Below are 22147 nucleotides of genomic sequence, written 5' to 3'. Positions count from 1 at the left end.
AAGGGGGGGCGAGCAAGGGGAAAGGATCACTGGTTGCCTCGGGTATTTCTTTTGGCGAAGAGCCATCTTTCTATGGTGGTGACGGAGAAAGGAATGCAGAATTATCGTCGTTTCGGTCTAAGGGCACGGGGCCGCAGATCGACTATGTGAGGAAAAAATGATGGTTTCACTTCGCTACGCTACGAAATCAACCTCAGATAATGTTTGGGCACTTTGTGATTTGATACGTGACAATAAGTGTGATGAGATCATTCTTTTTGCTAGTGTAGGGAATGATCTTGATGATGAGGAAGCAAGGTGGGACAACAACCTTCCTCTGGTTGTCGCCTTAGCTAAATATATTATTCCTCACGTTGATAGCGTCTTGGTCATTTTTGATGGAGTGTTTCTAACCGCTGCGCGTTCCGCTCGTTATGGTGAAGTACGTGAACTGCTGGATGTAGCTATTGCGTCTGACAAGGTTTATTACTCTGGGCAGAGAGCCCCACTTACTAGCGAAATGACTCCTGACGAGGCTGTTTCAACTCTTATTAATTTAGGTTCTATCCAACCGTTGACGGTTGAGTCCAGAGCTGAATACTTTTCTTTGCTTAGTAATTTTACAGAAGACGAGTTAGTTGAAGTTTATTCGACTCGCGAGATGCGTTGATGAGATTGGACCTTTTTCCCGCTGAAAGCGGCCCTTTCGGGTAAGGCTTTTACCCTTGTGAACCATTCCATTCGCTTCTACAAAACCTTTTACCTTTTGGGCCATTTTTGTTGTGAAAGGGGGGCATCTGGTGCTGAAGGCAAAGGCCGTTTGTCTCATGATCTTGCAGCATAGAAAAATCGGTATTATAAGTAATGTCAAATCGCCCCTAGACCGGGTAAGAAGGAGACGCACCATGACCGCACAGACCTCTCAGGGAGTAGCAAGTCGCTTAGGCTATGGCCTGGGTCAGGCTGCGCGCCTCGTTTGGTGCAGTCAGAACCGTACCCTGCGTTGGGTCAAGCGTCTGGTTGTGGCTGCCGTACTCCTATATTTTTCTGCAGACATTTTCAGCGGGATTATCAGCGTTGCAGTATTTACCTTGGTTTTGGGTGGAGGGCTCTGGGCGTTGAATCACAGACCTACGCCTCGCAGAAACCAGATAGAGTATGGTCAATGCTATGGCCCCGATGGCTATGGGTACTATGTTGCTGGTCAACGTGTAGACGACGATGATTAAGGGTCTCATATCAATGATATGAGACCCTTACGTTACATAACGCTACGTTTGACAGTATTCACCCCTTCCTGACCTGCCTTTTGAACATCTTTTGTTCCGCTGGTAAGGCCTTCCAATGCTTTTCCTGCGCTCACCCCTGCCCATCCCAGCGCGCCCATCCAAAACACTGGCAGGATGATGAACATCGAGCCCATCACGAAGTTTAAGATTGCGTCCTGGGTGGCAGTGTTCAAACCCATCACAGGATCAAATGATAAATGCGGAGAACCGGCTCCATATAAAGCGTCCAATATCGTGGTATCGACCCATCTAGCCAGTTGAAACCAAAAGTCCACGAATATCAGAGCGAAAAAAACAACGGACATAGTCATGGCCACTTTTAGTTGGTAAGCCCCGACGATTAGCACCAAGGGAATGCAAATCACCATCGCCATTTTCAAGAACGCCATGACCATCGGTAGCGCCTGGCGAACCATGTCCATCGCTGGAAAATAGGCCATAGATCCTAATGCAACCCCGAGAGTCCCCGCTGCCCGGGCTGCACCATTCCACACAGTTCCGTCGATTTGTCCCCCGTAGTCCGTATAAACATCCCCTTTCACCTGGTTCGACGGCGAGACCAGTTGCCGGACAAGCGAGTCAGTGACTTCGTCCGGGGACAACCACTTTGCCCAGCCGAGCATTTTGGTCATGAGGTCCGGCGACACTTGAGCCTTGATACGGTCCCGCAGTCCCACTCCGCTATCTGACCACCATTGTTTGCAAGTTGGATAGCCCCCACCTCCACCCACTTGTGGTAAACCCACATCACGAGATGCGTTATAGGGCCATGATGCCCTTGGAGTTTTGGAGTAGTCCGTGTCGTAATAACCCGAGGTGTTCAATAAATAGTGCGAACCAATCCAGCTGAGTTCCTGCGCAAAACGAGGGTCATTCCCTTGCGCTCCCAATTCGGGTTGGCGCATGAATAATCTGGCACGGGAGGGTCCATAGCAATCGTGCGTAAAGTCGCCAATTTCCTGAGCCAATAGCGGGTTGTTGATCTTGGTGTTGCTAACTTCCATGCGTACTTGCCGTAAATCAGTCCCGCAGGGAATTGCTGCTACAGCGCCATTGGTTAATCCCTTTGATAATGCATGCATTAATGCCCACCACATGGGCATCTGGGCACTCTTTCCTGCCAGTGAGCTGAATGTTGTGTTCCAGCCTGTGTCTGTGGGTTTAGGTAAGTTGTATTGACATTGCTGAGCTCTACTCTGGTCAAATGCCAAGGTATCAAAACTCACATTGACGGCTGGTACAGCGAAGAATGCGACTACGATGTAGCCAACGTAGATATTGGTTTCGATACGTGCCAGTGAGAGAACGCCTTTGTTGCCCTCATCGGCCCCCTCACCACGGACTTTCAGCCACTCTCGAATAACGATGATGCAGAAGGGGAGGGCGAATAGACCGGTATCTGAAATCATCGCCCAGATACCATTGTTGATGATCCAACCGACCAACGTCAGGTAGTACTCTAAATAGTCATTGGTGTAGAGCGTCACAGAACACCCCCTGCCTGATACAGCACCTTGCTCAGTTCAACCATCAGAAATAATAAGATCACCATTATCTCGATCTTCAACAGGCCTTTGCGCCGTTTCGAGCGTTCTGAGTTCGATAACCGTACCTTGAATTTGAACCAGGCAACGGTCAGTGCGATATAAAGCATTAGGCGCCAGGTAAAGAGCGGCCAATAGTGGTCGGTGCGCCAGGCTTGCCATTGCTCGGCGCTGTCGAACATGTTCATCAGGACAGCGCTGAGTAGGACTACGAGGGCGGCAGTCGCGAGCAAAACACCCAGAACAAGCAGAATGCTCCTCCCGGTTCGTCGAACCAGCGAACGGTTGGGAGCGGCGACAGGCTCCTGTATTTCGGTCATGGCCTTTCTCACTGTTTGTTCTGGGCGGGTGACTGCAACTGGTCCAATCGATTCGTTTCTGGGGCTCCCGGGGACACGCCACGAGAGTCTTCTGCCCGTGCTTTGCTGCGTTCAATGATGGTCAGAGGCGAGTTCTTCGCGAGCTGCTGACGCATGTCCAGTTCCATTTTGAGGTTGCCGATCTCCTGTTGCAGCGAGGAGCTCTGCTGGCCGACTGCCTGGACGGCGAGGTCATTAGCCGCGACGTTCGGTTCCCGACTGCCTGCCATCAAGGTGCGCTGTAGGGTCAGAGCTTTCTCCAACACATCGGACAACGCGACTTCGGAGGCAAGCCGGCGAGCGAGTACGTCCTGGTCGCGCTCATCCTTGAGTGCTGCTACAACGCCTCGGGTGATGGGTAACGAGTTGCTGCTCGCTGCTTCCAGGTTTTCTAGCGACAGCGTTTTGCTTCCGCTCAGCAGTTCCTGCAGGGCCTTCAGCTTGGTGTCGTACGTTTCCTGGATCAGCGGCGTGAGGCCGACGCCTGCGGCTGTCACCGTTTTAGGGCAACTGTCACAGGTCTGCTGTTGTTGTTCACCCAGGACACGATTGGCAAAGGTGGTGGCTTCCTGGGGCGATGACCAGACATTGCACACCATGCCGTTGTTGCAGTTCGCTTTACTGATGGATGCGGTGTCGCCGGCCGCGCGCTTGTTCAGAAGGTTGTAGCCCGCCTTGGTGACGTCGCCTACGATACGAATTGGCTTCTGACCGGAACCACCTGCTCTATCACCACCAACCCAAGTGACGCCATCGTTTCCACCTTTCTTTTCGACTTGTTCCACCGCCGACACTGCGTCTGTGTTGGATGTTAGCGCCTGACTCATAGCCTGACCTTCAGCAAGCTTGCCCCAGCCCATTTGGTTACCGGCGATATCCGCCATCTTTTCGCCAATGGCGCGGCAGGTGCCTTTGGAGCGGTCGAAGTCCAGGCGGGCCTGCAAAATGCCGTTGGTGATGAGGTTGTATAGCGCCGGGTTCGCACGTTGAAGAATCAGTGCCGGCAGCGAAGCCACGGCGCTGGTGGCGCTCTGTACCACCGAGCTCATGATGTTTTTGAAGCCGGAAGTGGCACCATTCAATTGGTTTTCAAGGGTTGTGCTCAGGCTCATGTTTCCGCAGATTAGATTGGTATTCCAACCGCCTCCCACAGAAATACTATCCATGTTGCCTGCGCTCCCCATGGTGACTGCGTTGCCGCCGCCAATGCTATACAGCACGTTGTCCCCAATGACGCTTCCGGAGGAGGAGACGTTGATTGGATCAGCAGAGAGCGCTATTGCACTGCTGAGGCTGCAGGCGAGCCCTATCGCCAAGGTAGTGAGTTTCATGCTTTGCTCCGATCGCTGTTTCATTGGAAGTCCGTACTGCCGAGGAAGGTCTGTCCTCGACGCTGGCAACACGAATAAGGGCGCCAGAGTGCCCAGGCGTAGCCGCCATCCTGCGCATCGATGTTCGGATCGATGGTGGGAAAGGTTGCGCAAGTCGGGTTGAGGACTGGGGTGAGCTCTTGCCACTTACCAGTGGAGGCGTCACCTTCGCGTAGCGGCCCTGCGGGCCAGTAACCGGGGTAGGGAAGGGCGAGCATCGGCAAGTAGACATGGACCTGGCCTGGGCGGGTAACCACGTCGCCGGCACGCTGCGCAATAACTGCGCCCGTTTTGTAGTCGTCAGTCTGGTTAAGGAAGCCGCTACGCGGGTAGACGTTCCCCCAGCTGCTTGCTGAGAGCAGGCTACCGACTTCGCGCATGCCCGGAATGAGTGCTTCGGGGTATACGGATTCCGGGACGCCGTATCGCCAAGCAATGGGGTCAAGGGTGCTCAGAAAGTAAGGCACAAGCGGTAAGGTTGCGCCTTTGCATACATAGCCCGAGGCGCTGGCAAACTGACTCAACGCCGCACCACCTGGATGGCCGATGACATCGGCTTCCTTAAATTTGATGATGTTGTTCTCTGCAACGTGATTGGTAGTGCCGTCGTTGCCCGCTTGGGCCATCGGATTCGGGGTGCCAAGAGGTGACATCTCTATCCAAGGGTTCATCCCGGTATTCGCATATGCAGACACCACAGCGTCCGGTACGTAGTGACGAACCTTGGTCGAGGTTTTGACTTTGCATCCGAATGGCGTGCAGAGCAGCCAATAGCAGATGCCGACCACTTTGTACTCCAGGCAGGTTGGTGACAGGGTCGAGGCAATAATCGCTGCCGAGTTGATCGCAGCCGATGCACTGAATGACAGGCTGAAAGTGATAGCCAGCGACAAAGGCCGGATCGCAAAACGTGAGCGTCTCATCGTGACAGGCTCCGTGCTCGTTCAATCAACGCGACGGCTTTAGCTGCGTCAGGCTCGCCGTACACGACGTAGCGACGATCTACGACCACGGCTGGGAGTTTTTCGACTCGCAGGCTCCAGGCGTCTATGACGCCCTGCTGGGCTTGGGCCAACTCGTTTTGCAGATGCTTCCCTGCAGGGCTGACAAGGTAGCGTTGAATGGCCGCTTCTGCCTGGCGTGGATCGGCGGGTAGTTGGTTGGAAAGTTGTTCTTCAAGGCGCTGCTGATCATCCAGGAAGATGACGCGAGCGCCAGAAGGTGCGGATACTGGATGTGCTCGGTTTGTAATGACCCACGTCTCCGCGTGGGACGCAGTTGACAAGAACAGTAGCAGTGAAAACAGCCAGCGCCGCGTTTCGCTAATGTGGGTAAGGATCTGGAGCATGGCACCGTACCTGATATGGATTCAGGTACAGAAGACCGGATGGCTGTCTTGAGCGCAGTAAGAAATAGGAATTTGGAAGCTTTGGGTATTTGAGAGCGACGAATTCGTGTGGGTTGGATTAGAGATGGCACTTGGTCGGCTCAAATTGACGACGCAGTGAGTACGCAGTTAACTGGCTATCCACACAGCAAGAGTTCAAGCCAAGTTTATGAGGCGACCCTTCTTGGCCCCATCGCCGCCGATGGTCCACAGTACGCCAGTCGGACGAGTCTCGCCACCGCCCCACGACATAACGAAAAATCACTTCTATTGAAGCTTCGGGCGACATCAACGGCAAAATGCTCGCCCTGCCGATATCGTCAGCGGGTTTGGTCGTGCTGGAGAAAACAACCTCAAGATTCGAAGGCTTTATCTTTATCCTTGGGCAGGCAGTAGTTTGTGCTGTCCTGCTTGAGATCCTTCACGATCAAATGTTGCAAACGGAGCGCCTGCTGCACAGCTTCAATGTCATCTTCGATGACGTTAAGGATAAGATAAAAACCTATCCTCCGAGACCGTATTGCTGTTAAAGACCATCCTGCCGATTGCGTTTTCGGTGCTCTACGTAGTGCCTAATTTCCGCAGCCCATGAGGCTTTTGTGACACGTTCGTAGTCTCATTTAGCTACGCCCAAACGATTCATCCGCCTGTAGCGGTCAAAGCCGCTTTTCATAATAGGAAGATATGCATTTTTATAAAAAATCTCTAGATGCTCCAGGTGGGATACGAGTTGATTTCTGATGGTCGTATGATGCATTCAGCGTGCTCTGCCAATAAAGCTAAACTTTAAATAGTTGAACTCACGAGCTCTACGAGAGGCCTTACAGATATGTAATATTCGCGGCAGCTTCCTGAAAGGCATCACTGGTTATCCTCTAGTCAGAAGTAAGTGAGCACTAGGAGAAAATCATGAAATTATTAAAAGTTGTTTTTGCCGCTTCCATCTTGACCATGTCTTCTTTGGCCATGGCTGAAGGAGGTGGTGACCGTGTTTATGGTCGAATGATGCAAGAGAACCAGAAGGCGATGGAGCAGTACGCCTTAGAAAACGGAAAGGCGACACCTGAAGTTGTTCATTATGAATACGGAATGAACCTCGATGTCCAGAAGGTAATCAGTACCACTCAAGCCAATAAAACCTGTGGCGTAGCCCCTTCGCGCATGACCTATGAAGATTCGGCGGGCAAGCTCAACACCTTGGAATACAAGGTTATGGGTACTAACTGCCCTCACGGAAGTTAATTAGCGTTAGCCCTGACTGCGCAAGGTTGTTCGGTATGTTTTGAGCCTGCTTGCTGTTCGCTGACACAGAAGTAATTTTCAGGTCACGCTGGAGTTATCTATTGTATGAAATTATGTCTGCCGGCACGTAGGAGAAATCCTCACGTGCTGGTGGCTTTTATAATTATAAAAAATATTTCATAAAGAAACTCTGCCAAGCTAAAGCCTGGAGTGTTAAATGAACAATAAAAGCATTTATGGTCTTTCTCTCATTTCCCTTGGCATGAGCATGGGGCAAGTTGCAGTAGCTGTGGAGCAAAAGCCTGAAGGGTTCATTGAGGGGAGCACCTTTAGTATTCTCAATCGGAATCTCTATCTCAATCGTGATTATCGAAAGGGTCAATCAAGCCCCACGGGCAATGGTTACTCAGCCGAATGGGCTCATGGCATCATTGGCCGATTCGAATCAGGCTTTACTCAAGGTACCGTAGGCTTCGGCATTGATGCGTTTGCAATGGAAGGCCTCAAGCTCGATTCAGGTGATGGTCGCTCGGGAGCCCGTAGCTCAGTCGATGTCTTGCCGCACAATAGCAAAGGCCAACCTGAAGACTCCTACTCAAAAGTAGGCGGGGCCGCAAAAGTGCGTTTCCTGGATACAGTCGTCAAGGTAGGCGACGTATTTCCATCGACGCCTGTCGTTGCCTATGGGGATTCCCGACTTCTCCCGGAGAGTTTCCGGGGTGCAACGTTCACTAATACCAGCATCAAAGGCCTGACCCTTCAGGGGGGCCGGCTGCATGCGATGAGCCAACCCAATTCCAGTAGCATGCGTGACGGCTTTTCAACTTTTTACGCCGGTGTAGTAGATGCTCCATGGATCGCTTATCTAGGGGGCGATTACACGGTCAATGAACACGTAGGTGTGAGTCTTTACACCAGCCAATTCAAGGATGTGTGGAACCAATACTACGCGGGCACCACATTGAGCTATCCACTCTCAGAAAGCGTATCGCTAATTGGCGGCTTTAATTACTACCGAGCGGTTGATGAGGGTGAAAAACTTCTGGGAAGCTTCGATAACAAGATCTGGAGCGGCAAGACCGGGGTCAAATTCGGAGCGCACGCCGTGACCGTTGGTTACCAGCGCAATAATGGTAACGACGACTTTGACTACCTTCGCCAGTCCGACTCAATTTTTTTGGATAACTCCATTCAGTACAGCGATTTCAACTCACCGAAAGAGCAATCCTTGCAGCTGCGCTACGATCTAGATATGCAGGCTTTCGGCATCCCCGGTCTGAGCTTCATGACCCGCTACGCTAAGGGTTGGGATGCGGACTATTCCAACGCAAACAGCGTGTACATGCGTCGCGGAGCGGACGGTGCCCCATTGCAGGACCAAAAGCGTTGGGAGCGAGACATCGAGGCTAAGTATGTCATCCAGTCAGGCTCACTGAAGGACATGTCTTTACGTGTCCGCCAAGCAACGACACGAGCTACCGATTTCGAATCTGATTTGGACGAGGTCAGACTGATTGTTGAATATCCACTGCAACTCCTTTAACGGGCATTAGCCATCGGCATCAACTGTCCGGTATCCCCGATACACCCCGTCTCCTTGTTTCTCCTTTGGTTTGGAGACGGCTTAGGCGCCCTAGTGGCGCCTTTTTTTGTGGATTGAAGAAACTGTTGGTATATCCATCCCGGCGGCGAGCGTCCCTGGGGTTGTATGGCTGATTGGAACGTGTGAACATACTCTCAATATAGGTAGGGGGGGTATGGTATGGGTCATATGAGATCAAGCAAAGACAATCTTCTTAAGCGTGTAAAGCGAATCGCTGGGCAAGTCCAGGCGATTGAGCGAGCACTCGACTCTGATGATGACTGCTCGAAAACCCTGCTTTTGGTCGCTTCTGCCCGTGGCGCTATCAATGGGCTGATGGATGAAATTATCGAAGACCACGCTCGTGAACACGTTGCGAATCCGACACTCAGCAACGAAGAAAGAGCGAAAGGCGTCGATGAGCTTCTCGAAGCCATTCGCCGCTATTCCAAATAGGATTTGCCCAGATGAGTAATTCGTACACCGACTATTCCCACGACCATATGTTCCTGGGGAAATCACATGAAGAAAACGCCAAGCGAACCTTGTGGGTAGTGGCTCTGACCGTCGTAATGATGGTTGCTGAAATCACCGCAGGTTATCTCACTGGCTCAATGGCGTTGCTTGCTGATGGATTTCACATGGCAACACACGCTGGAGCACTTGGCATAGCCGCAGCTGCTTACGGTTACGCAAAAAGACATGCCTCAAATGCTCGCTACAGTTTTGGAACTGGCAAGGTTGGAGACTTGGGTGGCTTCGCATCTGCTCTGATTTTGGGACTGGTCTCTTTGGGAATTGCCGGAGAGTCGCTATTTCGTCTCTTTCAACCGACTCAAGTGCAATTCGGGACAGCGACTCTTATCGCAATTGTCGGATTAGCAGTGAATGTGGTGAGCGCGCTTTTGCTGTCTGGCGGTCATAATCATCACCATGGGCATGACCACGGCCAAGATGAATCTCACCATGCACATGGTCATGACAATAATCTGCGCTCTGCTTATATTCACGTCATTGCAGATGCACTGACTTCGGTTCTGGCCATCGCAGCACTGCTTGCTGGTCGTTACCTTGGTTGGGTCTGGCTCGACCCTGCAATGGGGATTGTGGGTGCAGTTGTCATCGCACGCTGGGCTTGGTCGTTGATGCGGGTGACTGCGAGTGTATTGCTAGACCAGACAGATGATCATGTCGCTGAAGAGATTCGTGAACTGGTTGAGCGACAGGGAGATGCTTCGATCATAGATCTTCATGTCTGGCAGGTAGGGCCGCAAGCCCGCGCCGCTATTGTGAGTGTTCTAGGCAGCCCAGCAGTGAATGCACAAAACATACGAGAACGGCTTGCGACAGTTCATGAGATCACTCATCTGACAGTTGAGTACCGCACGAAGCCGGGCGCTGTTTCACCCGATCAGGTCGCCGTTCAGGCTTAGCAATGAGCCCGTAGTTCGCATAAGTTCGCCGAGGAATTGACCAATGGCCAAGGACATCGAGAATCCGTGTACTTCTGTCTGCCAGTTGAACAGCGAACTGTGCGTCAGCTGCGGTCGCACCAAGGAAGACATCAGAAAATGGAAACGAATGAAGCGTCCAGAAAAAATGGCCGCTGTACAACGCGCGACCCTGCGTCTGAAAAGCCTGCAAAAAAAGAACTCTCAAACCACTGTAATTTAACTTTTCTACGCTTTCAGCCGAGACAGATGTCCAGATTCGGAAAGGCAAGCTGAGTGGCAACGCCACCCGAACTTAGCACTATCGTGGTCAGATGCGCAGTGCTTGTCAGCAGACGGAGCATGGCGTCATCTCAAATTGTTATTGAGGACAGCGGTACGGGGTTATCCGATTCGGCGCAGGCGCGCCTTTACAGCTTGTTGCTGATCGTCCTTTGCGTATTGCTTGAGAATGAAATCAACATAGCATGTCCCGCTGCATGGCCATGAGCTGGGACCATGCTGTGGCCGAATGGATGAGGTGGGATTAGTTTGCGGGGTATTCAGCAATGACCTGATCTACGCCGGCTTTGGTCAGGCCGATTATTTGGTAGGTCTCATGTACTCCGTCGACTTCCATTCCTGGAGAACCTGCTGGCATTCCAGGAGCAGCGATCCCGAGAAGGTCGTCACGCTTACTCATCGCAATTATTTGCTCAACTGGCACATGACCTTCAACAAACTTCCCGTTGATCATCGCAGTGTGACAAGACGAGAGTCGTGGAGCGACACCTAGATCTTGTTTGACAGCACTCATGTTGGTTTCTACATGATCAATGACGGTGAAGCCATTGGCCTCAAGATGCTGAATCCATTTTTTGCAGCATCCGCAGTTTGCATCTCGATGCACATCGATGGTCAGGGCCTGCGCCGCTTGAGCCGTTGAGCCGATGAACAGCGCAGCGAATGTTGCAATACGCAGAAATCGACTTGAAAGTCGGAAGCTACCTGTCATGAATATTTCCTTTTCCCTTGGAGACGGCGAGATGTTCTACGAAGCAATAGAACCCCACTCAAGCGTTCATGCCGCTGCAAAGGTTACATTGAAGGATCTACTTTAGAGTCGGGGAGCCAACTCCCCGATCATTTGAATTCGTAGGGCTAGTGCTCAAATCGCTCAGAACCACATCCGAATACCAGCTACAAACCGGGCCTCGTTTGTCTTTTCCCCTTCATCGCTGGCTAGGTCAGCCGTCTTACCATATGAGCGATTCCAGCTAACACCAATGTAGGGTGCGAATTGACGAGTAATTTCGTAGCGCAACCGCAGGCCTAGTTCGGTGTTGGCCAATCCAGATCCTATGCCGCGCTGAGGATCATTTTTCCCGTACAAGTTTACTTCGGCGGTCGGCTGCAAGATCAGGCGATTGGTCAACAGGATGTCGTAATCGCCTTCAAACCGAGCTGCGGTTTGACCGTTCTCACCAATATAAGCAGTCGCTTCAGCTTCAAAGTTATAGAGGGCCATGCCCTGAATACCGAGCGCTCCCCATGTTTGAGGTGACCCAGGTTTGAAGTCTTGTCGAATGCCGGTGACGACATCCCACCAAGGACCGATGGCGTGTCCCCACAGAGCCTGAAGTTCAGCGTTCTCGGTTACGCCATTGGTACGTTCGCCTTCCGAACGCAACCATAGGCGATCGACGTCACCGCCGATCCACCCTTTTGCATCCCAAGCCAGCGCACTACCGTTGTCAGCGTCTTGGTACTCAAATTTATCCAGGAGGATGAACGAGTTAATTTTTTTATCGTGCACACCATGGCCTGGTAAGTCTGGAAAAGCGGCGGCCCGGTCAGCGTCGGTAAGTACGGGGATTGGGGTTCGGCTTGTGGTAGTCGCCCCTCCATCCATGCTTTCCATACCGTCCATTTGCCCGTTATCGCTGTGATCCATAGCCCCCATCTTGCTATGGTCCATGGCTCCCATTGAGCCGTGGTCCATCTTGGAGTGATCCATCGCGGCATCTTTCGGTTTGGCGGGTTTGGATTTTTGTGCAGTTGAAGACTTTGCGTCCGCACTTGATGGCATCGCCATCGACGGATCCATCTCTTCAGCGGCTTGAGCCATGAAAAAGAATGCTGGACCGGTAGAGACTGCAAGTGCCATCAGCGTTGGGCGTAAAAACTTACTGGTCATGATCTCAATCTGCCTTTTTGGTTTTTTGGTCATGATCCATCGACTCATGGCTCATCTGGCTATGGTCCATCGCCCCGTGATCTAGCTTCGAATCGTTTGCCGTTGCTGGCTTGTCCGTTGCTGTAACAGGAACAGTGGTTGAATGGTCGCTGCCATTTTCCTCTGCCAGCACCGTGGACGAGAGTCCACCCAGCAGGACAGCGGCAAAGAGGCAACCCACGAGGGAATTACGATTTCGGTATGTGCTCACAGATCGTCTCCTTTACTCATCAACCCGTACTTCACGGAACATGCCCATTTCCATATGGAAAAGCAGGTGACAGTGATATGCCCAACGGCCTAAGGCATCAGCGGTGACTCGATAGCTGCGTTTGGTACCTGGTGGCATATCGATCGTGTGCTTGCGCACCATGAACTTGCCGTTCTCGTCCTCAAGGTCACTCCACATGCCGTGAAGGTGGATGGGGTGTGTCATCATGGTGTCGTTCACCAAGGTGATGCGCAGACGCTCGCCATACTTCAGGCGCAGCGGTTCGGCGTCAGAGAATTTGATGCCGTTGAACGACCACGAAAACTTCTCCATGTGACCGGTCAAATGAAGCTCGATGGTACGATTTGGCTCGCGGCCGTCAGGGTCTTGGAAAGTGCTTTTCAAGTCGGAGTAAGTGAGCACTCGACGACCATTGTTCCGCAAGCCTATGCCCGGATCACTTAGCTTTGGCGTTGGATTCATGGCTTGCATATCAACCAGGGGATTGTTGGTTTCAGAGGCAGGGTGTGTCTGCATTTCTCCACCCATACCACCCATGCCAGCCATCCCTGACATATCACCATTGCCCATCCCAGCCATCTTGCTGTGATCCATGCCCGCCATGTTAGTCATGTCACCGCTGTCCATGCCGGTCATCCCGGTCATGTCACTTTGGTCCATACCGGTCATCTTGCTGTGGTCCATGCCCGCCATGCCCGCCATGCCGGACATGTCACCTGGTGTCTTCTCTGCGCCGCCCATACCAGCCATGCTGCCATGGTCCATACCAGCCATACCGCCCATCCCCATGTCATCCATAGTGACGATTGGACGTGGATCTATAGCAGGTACCTGAGCAACTAGCCCTTCACGAAGAGCGAGGGTTCCGCGTGCATAACCCGTCCGATCCATAGACTGGGCGAAGATGGTGTAAGCCTCTTCACTGGCAGGCTCTACGATCACGTCATACGTTTCAGCTACGGCGATGCGGAATTCGTCAACACTCACTGGGTTGACGTGTTGGCCGTCGGCGGCCACAACGGTCATTTTCAAACCAGGAATGCGGACGTCGAAATAGCTCATCGCCGAGCCGTTGATAAAGCGTAGTCGTAGCTTCTCACCCGGCTTGAAAATACCGGTCCAGTTACCGTTTGGCGCCTGGCCATTCATGAGATAGGTGTAAGTATCTGCGCTGACGTCTCCAAGGTCGGTTGGGCTCATGTTCATTTCAGCCCACATCTTCCTGTCAGCTACTGTAGCTGACCAACCTTGCTTACTGACATCGTCGATAAAATCACCAACGGTGCGTTTATGGTGGTTGTAGTAGCCCGACTGTTTCTTAAGCTTGGCCATGACGCGACTAGGATCTTCATCGGTCCAATCAGTCAACATCACCACATAGTCGCGGTTGTATTGAAAAGGTTCAGGCTCTTTCGAGTCGATAACGATTGGCCCGTAAACCCCTGCCTGCTCCTGTAAGCCCGAGTGGCTGTGGTACCAGTACGTACCATTCTGATGAACCTTGAACTTGTACTCGTACATGCCGTCGGGTGCGATGCCATGGAAACTCAAGCCAGGTACACCGTCCATATTGGCCGGCAGAATGATCCCGTGCCAATGGATTGAGGTGTCTTGGTCCAGGCGGTTTTTTACACGCAGGGTGACTGTCTCTCCTTCGCGCCAACGCAGCAAAGGTCCTGGCAATGATCCATTGATGGTCATGGCTGTTCGCGGCGAGCCGGTAATGTTTACAGGTGTTTCACCAATAAACAGATCAAATTCATTGCCGGTGAGTACGCTCGGCAGACCTGGACTTGTCACCGCCCATACTGGAGTGCGCCAAAGGCCAAAGCCGCCGAGAATGCCACCAGCGGCCAAGCCTTTTACGAATGTCCGTCTAGAGGTTTTGGAATGCATGCCGTTTATTTCCAATCAGTCAAAAGGGAAGCCGTGCGAAACAACCGATCATGAGTTGCCCGGATCAGCTTTGCCCACCGTCACAAAAGACAAACTCTTACGGCAAGCGAGCTCAGAAATTGCCACATTTAAACCACCGCAGTGATTACATTTCTGTCAGCTTGGAGGGCTAGCTATTTAGCAATTCTTGTGATCCATCGCCTTGGCTTTGCTTTCAGCGACGGGATGTTGGGCATTTTGCGTTTGAGCTACTCGGTACGATTCCATCGAATTATTCCTGGCCACTTCCATGCGTGCGAAAGTCCGGTCACCACCCCCTTCAGCCATAGCCAAAGAAGAGACGGTCAGAGCCGCGATGACGAACAAGGTTTTGATAGGGTTCATTTGGGGGGCCTCGGATGATTATTGGTGACCCCTGAATCCACATCAGTCGTTGACTCTAGGGGGTGAGCTTGAGGCTCAATAGGACTATAAGACTCATCCCCTGTCAGGAAGCTTAGGCCAATATTACAGTTGTGTCAGGTTGCGATATTTCTCTTGAGATGCAGAGTGATTAGTCCGTAAGGTCTAAGCTATCCAACGACACATAACCTCCATCCACCATCTAAAATTTACCTGTGCGGCGTTGTAAGTTTCCGGTCACTGCACGATGGCGTGGCGTTTTTTGAGTTTTTCGCTGAAATCATACATCGGCTCGGACGCACTACGTTAAGCACTTGAGTGTTCGATAGGTGGGAATTAAATGGCAGCGTAACTAAAGGTGGCCACCGGTGAGTATTAATTTTGACAAAGCGCTTGGCTCCGCAGAAAGAGCATTACGTTTTCGCAGCCAACGAGCTGAGGTACTTAGCAATAATATCGCTAATGCCGACACTCCTAACTTTAAGGCCAGGGACTTGGACTTTTCTGCTGTACTGGCTAGCCAAACAAAAGGAGGTTTGGCTACTCCGTTCTCTTTAAAAACAACAAACCCAAAACATATTGCCGTAAACGAATTAGTAAGTGATATTCACGGCGGTGCTTTGCTTTACAGTACGCCGAACCAACCTTCCATTGATCAAAATACTGTGGATCAACAGGTCGAGGTCGCAAAGTATACGGAAAATGAAATTCATTTCGAAACCGCCTTTACTAGATTAAATGGAGCATTTAAGGGGCTACTTAAAGCTCTGCGAGGTGAATAATAAACTTTACCCAGCGAGGGAATCAGCGCCTCAGGCGCTGATTTGGGAAGGGAAACCGAGTGCTTCGACAGTTTTACGGACTTGCTCTGGGTTTTCACTGCTTTCAACGCTTACCTTACCTGCTGCGCGATCCACGGAAATCATAGCCTCGCTGTCCAGTGACTGAATTGCTTTGGTGATTTTGCTGACGCAGCTACCGCAACCAATGCCTGATACGTTTAAGACGAACATGGTTATTCCTCTTGTGCTGAGCAGTCTATTTTCACCGCAACAACAAGATCAACGTTGACACCACGGTAAGGTCAAGAGTTATGTATAGCGGGCTGTGAGCATCGGTTACGCTCATTCAATTCGGGTATTCCTCAGCCTCAAAGCATTGAAAACTACAGACGCAGAACTGACGCTCATGGCTAACGCAGCAATCATTGGAGACAGAAGGTGCCCCGTCAGTGGATAGAGCAGGCCTGCGGCGAGGGGAATACCCATTGAGTTGTAAAGGAAGGCGAACCCCAAGTTTTGCCGCATGTTTTTTACCGTTGCAACCGAAAGTGCCCGTGCCCGTAAAATCCCCATCAGGTCGCCTTTTACCAGCGTGAGCTGCGCGCTATTCATCGCGACGTCAGTCCCTGTACCCATGGCAATGCCCACATCTGCTCGCGCCAAGGCCGGTGCGTCGTTGATACCGTCGCCGGCCATGGCAACCTTTCGACCGGATTGCTGGAGGTCCGCCACCAGGCGCTCCTTGTCCTGAGGTTTCACTTCACCATGAACCTCTTCAATACCCATCTCCTTGGCGACAGCACGTGCGGTGGTGAGCCCGTCTCCCGTGGCCATGATGATTTTTACGTTATCAGCCTTAAGCTTGGTGACTGCTTCTTTAGAGGTCGGTTTTATCGGGTCTGAGACCGCTAGTAATCCTGCCAAGACCCCGTCAACTGCTAGATAGATGATGCTGATGCCTTCAAGGCGCAACAACTCTGCACGTTCTTGTAAGACCTTTGTGCTCACGCCGGCAGCTTCCATCAGTGCAGTGTTGCCCAGCTGTACTTTCTTGCCATCAACGAGACCACTCACCCCAATCCCTGAGCCGGACTCAAACGATTCAGGCTTGGTGAGCGCAATATTTTCAGTTCGGGCGTGATCGACGATGGCGTGTGCCAAAGGATGTTCGCTGCCTTGATCAAGGCTAGCGGCCAGTTGAAGCACATCGCGTGGGTTGAAATCTGGTGTGGCCTCCACACTGTGAAATACCGGCCGTCCCTCTGTCAGGGTTCCCGTTTTATCGACAATCAGTGTGTCGATCTTGCAAAGGTTTTCGATGGCACTGGCATCTCTGAACAGCACACCCATACTGGCGGCTTTACCCGTCGAAACCATGATCGACATGGGCGTTGCCAGACCCAGAGCACAGGGACAAGCGATGATAAGCACGGCGACAGCGTTGATCAGGCCGAAGACCCAGCTGGGTTCCGGGCCGAACAGTCCCCAACCTATGAGGGTCAGCAACGCAATCGCGATAACCGCCATCACAAAGTAGCCGGCGATCGAGTCGGCCATTCGTTGCATGGGCGCTTTGGAGCGTTGGGCTAGTGCGACCATTTGTACTATCTGCGACAGCATGGTGTCAGCGCCGACCTTTCGCGCCTCCATCACCAAGCTTCCATGAGTATTAAGCGTGGCACCGATCAGACTATCCCCTGCTCTTTTCATGACCGGCACAGGTTCACCAGTGAGCATGGATTCATCCACCGCACTTTCTCCCTCGAGTACAGAGCCATCAACTGGCACTTTTTCACCAGGTCTGACCCGCAAATGGTCTCCCAAGTGAACATGGGTAAGAGGAATGTCTTCCTCCTGACCATCGGCGTTGATCCTGCGTGCAGTCTTGGGAGATAGGCCAAGAAGGGACTTAATGGCGGCGGAGGTTTGTGACCGTGCTTTGAGCTCAAGAATCTGCCCAAGCAAGGTGAGCGAGATGATGACCGCAGCGGCTTCGAAGTAGACGCCGATGCGTCCATCTTGCATGAAGGTGGTGGGAAAACTTTGGGGAAATAGGGTTGCCGCGACGCTGTAAAGATAGGCTGCGGCAGTACCTAAACCAATCAGAGTCCACATGTTTGGACTGCGATTTCTAACGGATGCTATGCCTCTTACAAAAAAGGGCCAACCTGCCCATAAGGTGACCGGAGTGGCAAGAGCGAACTCGATCCAGTTTTGAACCGAACCATGGAAGATTTGTAATGAGTGACCCGCCATGGCTAGAAGGGCCACCATTACGGTTAAAGGCAGCGACCACCAAAAGCGGCGGGTGAAATCCAGGAGCTCGGGTTTGTCATCGTCATCAAGCGCGGGCATGACGGGCTCTAATGTCATGCCACATTTAGGGCAATTGCCGGGCCCTGGCTGTCTTATTTCCGGGTGCATAGGACAGGTAAACTCAGTGGCTACCTGTAGCGTGGGCTCTATAGCGGCGCTGCTGGGTTCAGCGCTGGGATGATTACCAATGTAGCGTTCTGGATCTGCCCGAAATTTCTCTTGGCATTTCTGGCTACAAAATTGATACGTCTGTCCTTGGTAAGACTCGCCAAATTTACTTGGAGGTATAACCGCCATACCGCACACCGGGTCGCGTAGACCACCGTCATTGGGTGAGGCAGCGTGGGCGGGACCGTGATCGTGGTGGCTCGGTGGAGTGGGCATAGCTATTTCTCTTCCTTGTTGGTTCCTGCCTGATCGCCATGGTCATGTCCGCCATGTCCATGTCCAAAAAAATGCATCAATGGACAGATCAACAGGATGAGGTAGGGCAAATACGGATAAACGTGGGTGAAATGTTCCCGCACCCCGTAAAAGGCACCGATCGCAATGAGCATGATCAGTACAACGCCTGTTTTGCGCCTCCAAAATGGTGGGGAGGTGCTTCCAGCCGGATGCTGATGCTTATCCATGATCTAGACCCCGTGTGTGAGCGTGTTGCTCTGATCTCTGCCTCAGAGCATAGCGAACTCTTGCGTCGACGCGGTTTTAGCGGTCGGTTCAGGCTTACTTCAAGTCAAATTGACCGACCATCCCCGACTGGTAATGACCTGGCACGTTGCAGGCAAATTGAAGTCCAGTTGTGTTGTTGAAGGTCCAGATCAACTCCTTGGTTGCCCCTGGCTCGATCAGCACGCTATTCGGGTCGTTGTGTTCCATTCCAACCATCTTCATGCCTCCCATGCTATGGCCCATGTTGCCCCACATTTTTCCAGTTCCGGTGGGTGTAAGCGTTCCATTCTGGAACATGCTCGCCATTTCTTTTTGGTGCGCCGCGTGAGCAGCGGCTTGGCCGATATTGAACTCGTGCAGCAACGCCCCTTTGTTGTGAAGTACAAAGCGAACCGTTTCACCGGGCTTTACGTCGATGCTTTTAGTTTTGAAGAAAATATCACCCATCTCTACATCAACCGTGCGAGTGACCTCTGAGGCGACTCCAGGCTGACCGATATCCTCTTTCCCATGACCTACGCTGGCCATCGCCGTAGCGCCGAGGAGTAGGGTGATTGCCGCAATAACTGGAGTAATGAGCTTAGTTTTCATGGTGACCTCGAGAGCCAGTGGAAAATACTAGCTATGCTAAAGGGATAGAGCTGAGCGTTAACTGACTTGAACACTACATTTCTGTCAGTTTTCCTGAGAAAACACGGCGCCCAGATGACGCCGTGTCTAGTGGGCGGTTCAGAGAGCCCCGTAGGAGTTATTCGGTTACTGATGGTTCTCAGAAAGCATCAGTTTGTGCTCGCGCTGCATTTGGTTCAAAACGTCATCAACCATGGCGTCGTGTTTTTCCATCCAGGCGAGATGTTCCTGAGGTGACATTGATGCTTTTGGATGATCTAGATGAAGCTGGCCCATGATCTCGCCCAGTATTTTCATATGCTCGGCCATGTGAACATGGCGCTGCCCTTCAGGAGCTTTTTCAGCTTGTACCAAGGTCGCTTCGGCTTTATCGCGCAGGCTTTCCATGCGCTCCATAATCCGATCTGCACCACCTTCAGCCAACGCAGATGCTGAGATGAGTATCGAACTAGCAAAGAATAGGACTTTTAAACGGTTCATGAGGAAGCTCCTTTTTGATTTGTTTTCCGGCTCCTCTAGCTTTCATGGTTAAGAGTCGGTCGAGCACCAGAAAGTACTCATGCTCGAACCCTAGACAGCACTCGCTGACATCTACCTGAAGCCAATATTACTTTTCTGTCAGTTGCTGGTTGGCAGAGGCATTTCATTGCAGACTCAGCCTCACAATTATTCGAGAGCCATCCCCATGAGACTTCTGGTTGCGGAAGACGAACCCAAAATAGGTATTTATTTGCAGCAAGGACTCACCGAGGCGGGGTTCAATGTTGATCGTTTTACCAATGGCAAAGACGCGCTTCAGCACGCCTTGAGCGAGGCGTATGACCTGCTGATTCTCGATGTGATGATGCCTGGGCTGGATGGCTGGGAAGTACTTCAGAAAGTGAGAGCATCCGGAAAAAATGTCCCTGTGCTTTTCCTCACGGCGCGAGACCGAGTTGAGGATCGGGTAAAAGGACTTGAGCTGGGGGCTGACGATTACCTGATCAAACCCTTCGCATTTTCTGAATTGCTGGCTCGCGTCAGAACGCTGCTGCGTAGAGGTACCACTGCCCCCTCCCAAACCCATATGAAATTGGCTGATTTGGAGGTGGACCTCCTCAAACGCAGGGTTATCCGCGCAGGCAAACGTATAGATCTAACGGCCAAAGAGTTTGCGTTGCTCGAATTGCTGCTCCGTCGTCGAGGTGAGGTTCTGCCCAAGTCGCTTATTGCTTCCCAGGTCTGGGACATGAACTTTGACAGCGATACTAACGTCATCGAGGTTGCTGTCAGGAGGCTCAGAGCAAAGATTGATGATGATTTTGAGGTCAAGCTTATCCACACCTCTCGAGGCATGGGGTACATGCTGGATGCGCCGGATTCGGGGACGGGGTCGGAATGAAGCGAATGTCCCTGACTACGCGCATGAGCCTGATGTTCATGCTAGCTGTAACGGCTGTGCTCACCGTCGCTGGACTCAGTTTTAACAACCTCAGCCGGCATCATTTCAAGATGCTGGATCAGCAGGCGCTGAACGAAAAGCTTCACTCGACGCAAAGAATTTTGACTGGGTTGAACAGCATTGATCAATTCAGTGATGTTAAGCCTGAGCTGGAGGCACTGCTTGGTGCTCATCGTGATTTGACAGCTCTTATCATCGATGGTGACGGTAAGCTCCTGTTTGCTGACCCAGGTCCGATCGTAGTTCCTGAAGACTTCCGAACGGTCACAAACAGCAATGTCTGGGAGTGGCGAGACCAGGAGCAGATATTTCGAGGCGTGACGGCGCAAGCCATAGTGACGGGGCAGGACAAGCCATTGACAGTGATGTTGATCTTTGATGTTACTCAACATATGGCCTTCTTCGAGACGCTTGAACGATGGTTTTGGATAGGACTGGTGATAAGCGCGCTGGTCAGTGCTGCACTGGGCTGGATGGTAGCGCGTAGTGGACTACGACCTATTCGCCTAGTCACTCAGGTAGCAGCTTCGATGTCAGCTAAATCGCTCAAAGAGCGTATTCCATTAGGTCCCGTTCCCCAAGAGCTCCAGCAGATGGTGCTCTCGTTCAACGCAATGTTATCTAGACTGGACGATGCGTTTGTTCGTTTATCGAACTTCTCTGCGGACATTGCTCACGAATTACGGACACCCGTTAGCAATTTGATGACTCACACTGAAGTGATTTTATCTAGAAAAAGAAATATTGAGGACTACGAGGACAATCTGTACTCAAATCTTGATGACTTGAAACGTATGGGACGTATGATTGATGACATGCTTTTTCTAGCGAAATCAGATAACGGTCTAATTACACATGAAAACAAACCGATTGACCTGGTAGCAGTAGTAGAGAAATTACTCGAGTACTACCGTTTGCTGGCTGATGAGCGAGGGATCGACCTGAAGGTCACAGGCAGGGGTAGCGTCCGAGGTGACGTACTCATGCTCGACAGGGCCATCTCTAATCTGCTCTCAAATGCGCTCCGGTACACCCCCGAAGGAAAGTGTATTACTGTCGATATTCGGCAGAAAGGAACTTCAATATCAGTCTCTGTGGAGAACCCGGGAGAGCCCATTGCGTCCGAGCATCTTGAAAAGCTGTTTGATCGATTTTATCGCGTGGACCCAGCTCGCAGAGAAGGAAGTCCAAGTAATGCAGGGCTAGGTTTATCGATTACTCGATCTATCATTGAAGCGCATGACGGAAAAATATGGTGTACGTCGTTAAACGGAATAACAGCCTTTCATATTGAACTCCCATGTGCTGATGCAAGAAAGGTCTAAGACACCTTGTTCATATGTATGCAGGCAACATGT

Annotated in this window: 25 protein-coding genes; 10 read left to right on the top strand and 15 right to left on the bottom strand. The window is 51.7% G+C overall.

Annotated features, from left to right (window positions below; genetic code table 11):
• Window positions 1-160: 160 nt before the first annotated feature.
• Together AC4PS6_RS25750 and AC4PS6_RS25745 are read left to right on the top strand one after the other, a co-directional pair.
• A complete protein-coding gene (locus AC4PS6_RS25750) occupies window positions 161-649 on the top strand; it encodes a hypothetical protein (protein ID WP_019821334.1) in 489 nt (162 codons plus the stop codon).
• 235 nt (window positions 650-884) lie between these two features.
• Window positions 885-1208 carry an Ac45/VOA1 transmembrane domain-containing protein gene (locus AC4PS6_RS25745; protein WP_008432855.1) on the top strand — a complete coding sequence of 108 codons (324 nt, stop codon included), beginning with the start codon at window positions 885-887 and terminating at the stop codon, window positions 1206-1208.
• A gap of 32 nt (window positions 1209-1240) precedes the next feature.
• Here AC4PS6_RS25745 and AC4PS6_RS25740 read toward each other — a convergent pair whose 3' ends face one another.
• From AC4PS6_RS25740 to AC4PS6_RS25720, 5 genes are read right to left on the bottom strand one after another with little or no spacing between them, the layout of a single operon-like run.
• Window positions 1241-2755, bottom strand: a complete 1515-nt coding sequence (locus tag AC4PS6_RS25740) for a conjugal transfer protein TraG N-terminal domain-containing protein (protein WP_008432856.1) — start codon at window positions 2753-2755, stop codon at window positions 1241-1243.
• On the bottom strand, window positions 2752-3132 hold the full coding sequence (locus AC4PS6_RS25735) for a hypothetical protein (RefSeq protein ID WP_008432858.1): 381 nt from the start codon (window positions 3130-3132) through the stop codon (window positions 2752-2754). The genes AC4PS6_RS25740 and AC4PS6_RS25735 overlap by 4 nt, the downstream gene beginning before the upstream one ends.
• Window positions 3133-3140: 8 nt before the next feature.
• The gene (locus tag AC4PS6_RS25730) at window positions 3141-4502 is read right to left on the bottom strand and encodes an integrating conjugative element protein (RefSeq protein ID WP_024073345.1); all 1362 of its coding nucleotides are present in this window, start codon (window positions 4500-4502) and stop codon (window positions 3141-3143) included.
• Between the two features lie 20 nt (window positions 4503-4522).
• Entirely contained in the window at window positions 4523-5464 is a 942-nt protein-coding gene (locus tag AC4PS6_RS25725; RefSeq protein WP_008432863.1) for a TIGR03756 family integrating conjugative element protein, read from the bottom strand.
• The gene (locus tag AC4PS6_RS25720) at window positions 5461-5889 is read right to left on the bottom strand and encodes a TIGR03757 family integrating conjugative element protein (RefSeq protein WP_008432865.1); all 429 of its coding nucleotides are present in this window, start codon (window positions 5887-5889) and stop codon (window positions 5461-5463) included. Before AC4PS6_RS25720 ends, AC4PS6_RS25725 begins: the two co-directional genes overlap by 4 nt.
• 948 nt (window positions 5890-6837) lie before the next feature.
• Between AC4PS6_RS25720 and AC4PS6_RS25715 the strand changes: the two genes are divergently transcribed.
• The 5 genes from AC4PS6_RS25715 to AC4PS6_RS25695 all read left to right on the top strand — a co-directional run bounded on the left by AC4PS6_RS25715 (window position 6838) and on the right by AC4PS6_RS25695 (window position 10426).
• Window positions 6838-7170 (top strand): DUF2790 domain-containing protein, encoded by a 333-nt coding sequence (locus tag AC4PS6_RS25715; RefSeq protein ID WP_008432869.1) that lies wholly within the window; start codon window positions 6838-6840, stop codon window positions 7168-7170.
• Window positions 7171-7387: 217 nt separating this feature from the next.
• Window positions 7388-8713, top strand: a complete 1326-nt coding sequence (locus AC4PS6_RS25710; RefSeq protein WP_008432871.1) for an OprD family porin — start codon at window positions 7388-7390, stop codon at window positions 8711-8713.
• 219 nt (window positions 8714-8932) lie between these two features.
• Complete coding sequence (locus AC4PS6_RS25705; protein ID WP_024073346.1) at window positions 8933-9208, top strand: metal/formaldehyde-sensitive transcriptional repressor; 276 nt, start codon at window positions 8933-8935, stop codon at window positions 9206-9208.
• Window positions 9209-9219: 11 nt separating this feature from the next.
• Window positions 9220-10185, top strand: a complete 966-nt coding sequence (gene dmeF, locus AC4PS6_RS25700; protein WP_008437453.1) for a CDF family Co(II)/Ni(II) efflux transporter DmeF — start codon at window positions 9220-9222, stop codon at window positions 10183-10185.
• Window positions 10186-10228: 43 nt separating this feature from the next.
• Window positions 10229-10426, top strand: coding sequence for a DUF1289 domain-containing protein (locus AC4PS6_RS25695; RefSeq protein ID WP_008437450.1), 198 nt, complete (start codon window positions 10229-10231; stop codon window positions 10424-10426).
• Between the two features lie 303 nt (window positions 10427-10729).
• Here the strand turns inward: AC4PS6_RS25695 and AC4PS6_RS25690 are convergent, their stop codons facing one another.
• The 5 genes from AC4PS6_RS25690 to AC4PS6_RS25670 form a co-directional block, all read right to left on the bottom strand.
• Window positions 10730-11197 (bottom strand): DUF411 domain-containing protein, encoded by a 468-nt coding sequence (locus tag AC4PS6_RS25690; protein ID WP_008437448.1) that lies wholly within the window; start codon window positions 11195-11197, stop codon window positions 10730-10732.
• 162 nt (window positions 11198-11359) lie between these two features.
• Window positions 11360-12412, bottom strand: a complete 1053-nt coding sequence (locus AC4PS6_RS25685; protein WP_008437443.1) for a copper resistance protein B — start codon at window positions 12410-12412, stop codon at window positions 11360-11362.
• Window positions 12384-12629, bottom strand: a complete 246-nt coding sequence (locus AC4PS6_RS25680) for a hypothetical protein (protein WP_024073347.1) — start codon at window positions 12627-12629, stop codon at window positions 12384-12386. The genes AC4PS6_RS25685 and AC4PS6_RS25680 overlap by 29 nt, the downstream gene beginning before the upstream one ends.
• Before the next feature lie 12 nt (window positions 12630-12641).
• The gene (locus AC4PS6_RS25675) at window positions 12642-14546 is read right to left on the bottom strand and encodes a copper resistance system multicopper oxidase (protein WP_008437439.1); all 1905 of its coding nucleotides are present in this window, start codon (window positions 14544-14546) and stop codon (window positions 12642-12644) included.
• A 177-nt stretch (window positions 14547-14723) separates the two neighbouring features.
• Complete coding sequence (locus AC4PS6_RS25670) at window positions 14724-14930, bottom strand: co-regulatory protein PtrA N-terminal domain-containing protein (RefSeq protein WP_019821302.1); 207 nt, start codon at window positions 14928-14930, stop codon at window positions 14724-14726.
• A 386-nt stretch (window positions 14931-15316) separates the two neighbouring features.
• Here AC4PS6_RS25670 and flgB point away from each other — a divergent pair, with 386 nt between their 5' ends.
• Window positions 15317-15730: a flagellar basal body rod protein FlgB gene (gene flgB, locus AC4PS6_RS25665; RefSeq protein ID WP_008437437.1), complete on the top strand. Its 414-nt coding sequence runs from the start codon at window positions 15317-15319 to the stop codon at window positions 15728-15730.
• Window positions 15731-15760: 30 nt separating this feature from the next.
• On the opposite strand, the gene AC4PS6_RS25660 is transcribed toward flgB, so the two are convergent.
• The 5 genes from AC4PS6_RS25660 to AC4PS6_RS25640 all read right to left on the bottom strand — a co-directional run bounded on the left by AC4PS6_RS25660 (window position 15761) and on the right by AC4PS6_RS25640 (window position 19828).
• The gene (locus tag AC4PS6_RS25660; RefSeq protein WP_008437435.1) at window positions 15761-15961 is read right to left on the bottom strand and encodes a heavy-metal-associated domain-containing protein; all 201 of its coding nucleotides are present in this window, start codon (window positions 15959-15961) and stop codon (window positions 15761-15763) included.
• Between the two features lie 111 nt (window positions 15962-16072).
• Window positions 16073-18430 carry a heavy metal translocating P-type ATPase gene (locus AC4PS6_RS25655; RefSeq protein WP_024073349.1) on the bottom strand — a complete coding sequence of 786 codons (2358 nt, stop codon included), beginning with the start codon at window positions 18428-18430 and terminating at the stop codon, window positions 16073-16075.
• A 2-nt stretch (window positions 18431-18432) separates the two neighbouring features.
• Window positions 18433-18678: a DUF2933 domain-containing protein gene (locus tag AC4PS6_RS25650; protein WP_032899631.1), complete on the bottom strand. Its 246-nt coding sequence runs from the start codon at window positions 18676-18678 to the stop codon at window positions 18433-18435.
• A 94-nt stretch (window positions 18679-18772) separates the two neighbouring features.
• On the bottom strand, window positions 18773-19309 hold the full coding sequence (locus AC4PS6_RS25645) for a cupredoxin domain-containing protein (RefSeq protein WP_008437431.1): 537 nt from the start codon (window positions 19307-19309) through the stop codon (window positions 18773-18775).
• 165 nt (window positions 19310-19474) lie between these two features.
• Entirely contained in the window at window positions 19475-19828 is a 354-nt protein-coding gene (locus tag AC4PS6_RS25640; RefSeq protein WP_008437430.1) for a co-regulatory protein PtrA N-terminal domain-containing protein, read from the bottom strand.
• Between the two features lie 205 nt (window positions 19829-20033).
• Here AC4PS6_RS25640 and AC4PS6_RS25635 point away from each other — a divergent pair, with 205 nt between their 5' ends.
• Both AC4PS6_RS25635 and copS read left to right on the top strand, forming a co-directional pair.
• Window positions 20034-20729, top strand: a complete 696-nt coding sequence (locus tag AC4PS6_RS25635; protein ID WP_008437429.1) for a heavy metal response regulator transcription factor — start codon at window positions 20034-20036, stop codon at window positions 20727-20729.
• A complete protein-coding gene (copS, locus tag AC4PS6_RS25630; RefSeq protein ID WP_008437425.1) occupies window positions 20726-22114 on the top strand; it encodes a copper resistance membrane spanning protein CopS in 1389 nt (462 codons plus the stop codon). Before AC4PS6_RS25635 ends, copS begins: the two co-directional genes overlap by 4 nt.
• Window positions 22115-22147: the final 33 nt, after the last annotated feature.

Source organism: Pseudomonas sp. DW-iso17 (genome assembly GCF_058725345.1).
Note: the sequence above shows the minus strand (reverse complement) of the source record. Positions and strands in the feature narration are given on the sequence as shown.

Bases quoted from the DNA above. Each gene is read 5' to 3' on its own strand.
- dmeF (WP_008437453.1), top strand. From the start codon at position 9,220: ATGAGTAATTCGTACACCGACTATTCCCACGACCATATGTTCCTGGGG.
- AC4PS6_RS25745 (WP_008432855.1), top strand. From the start codon at position 885: ATGACCGCACAGACCTCTCAGGGAGTAGCAAGTCGCTTAGGCTATGGC.
- AC4PS6_RS25655 (WP_024073349.1), bottom strand. From the start codon at position 18,430: ATGCCCACTCCACCGAGCCACCACGATCACGGTCCCGCCCACGCTGCC.
- AC4PS6_RS25635 (WP_008437429.1), top strand. From the start codon at position 20,034: ATGAGACTTCTGGTTGCGGAAGACGAACCCAAAATAGGTATTTATTTG.
- AC4PS6_RS25725 (WP_008432863.1), bottom strand. From the start codon at position 5,464: ATGAGACGCTCACGTTTTGCGATCCGGCCTTTGTCGCTGGCTATCACT.
- AC4PS6_RS25735 (WP_008432858.1), bottom strand. From the start codon at position 3,132: ATGACCGAAATACAGGAGCCTGTCGCCGCTCCCAACCGTTCGCTGGTT.
- AC4PS6_RS25640 (WP_008437430.1), bottom strand. From the start codon at position 19,828: ATGAACCGTTTAAAAGTCCTATTCTTTGCTAGTTCGATACTCATCTCA.
- AC4PS6_RS25750 (WP_019821334.1), top strand. From the start codon at position 161: ATGGTTTCACTTCGCTACGCTACGAAATCAACCTCAGATAATGTTTGG.
- AC4PS6_RS25670 (WP_019821302.1), bottom strand. From the start codon at position 14,930: ATGAACCCTATCAAAACCTTGTTCGTCATCGCGGCTCTGACCGTCTCT.
- copS (WP_008437425.1), top strand. From the start codon at position 20,726: ATGAAGCGAATGTCCCTGACTACGCGCATGAGCCTGATGTTCATGCTA.
- AC4PS6_RS25695 (WP_008437450.1), top strand. From the start codon at position 10,229: ATGGCCAAGGACATCGAGAATCCGTGTACTTCTGTCTGCCAGTTGAAC.
- AC4PS6_RS25720 (WP_008432865.1), bottom strand. From the start codon at position 5,889: ATGCTCCAGATCCTTACCCACATTAGCGAAACGCGGCGCTGGCTGTTT.
- AC4PS6_RS25715 (WP_008432869.1), top strand. From the start codon at position 6,838: ATGAAATTATTAAAAGTTGTTTTTGCCGCTTCCATCTTGACCATGTCT.
- AC4PS6_RS25690 (WP_008437448.1), bottom strand. From the start codon at position 11,197: ATGACAGGTAGCTTCCGACTTTCAAGTCGATTTCTGCGTATTGCAACA.
- AC4PS6_RS25710 (WP_008432871.1), top strand. From the start codon at position 7,388: ATGAACAATAAAAGCATTTATGGTCTTTCTCTCATTTCCCTTGGCATG.
- AC4PS6_RS25730 (WP_024073345.1), bottom strand. From the start codon at position 4,502: ATGAAACTCACTACCTTGGCGATAGGGCTCGCCTGCAGCCTCAGCAGT.
- AC4PS6_RS25685 (WP_008437443.1), bottom strand. From the start codon at position 12,412: ATGACCAAAAAACCAAAAAGGCAGATTGAGATCATGACCAGTAAGTTT.
- AC4PS6_RS25650 (WP_032899631.1), bottom strand. From the start codon at position 18,678: ATGGATAAGCATCAGCATCCGGCTGGAAGCACCTCCCCACCATTTTGG.
- AC4PS6_RS25645 (WP_008437431.1), bottom strand. From the start codon at position 19,309: ATGAAAACTAAGCTCATTACTCCAGTTATTGCGGCAATCACCCTACTC.
- AC4PS6_RS25705 (WP_024073346.1), top strand. From the start codon at position 8,933: ATGGGTCATATGAGATCAAGCAAAGACAATCTTCTTAAGCGTGTAAAG.
- AC4PS6_RS25660 (WP_008437435.1), bottom strand. From the start codon at position 15,961: ATGTTCGTCTTAAACGTATCAGGCATTGGTTGCGGTAGCTGCGTCAGC.
- AC4PS6_RS25675 (WP_008437439.1), bottom strand. From the start codon at position 14,546: ATGCATTCCAAAACCTCTAGACGGACATTCGTAAAAGGCTTGGCCGCT.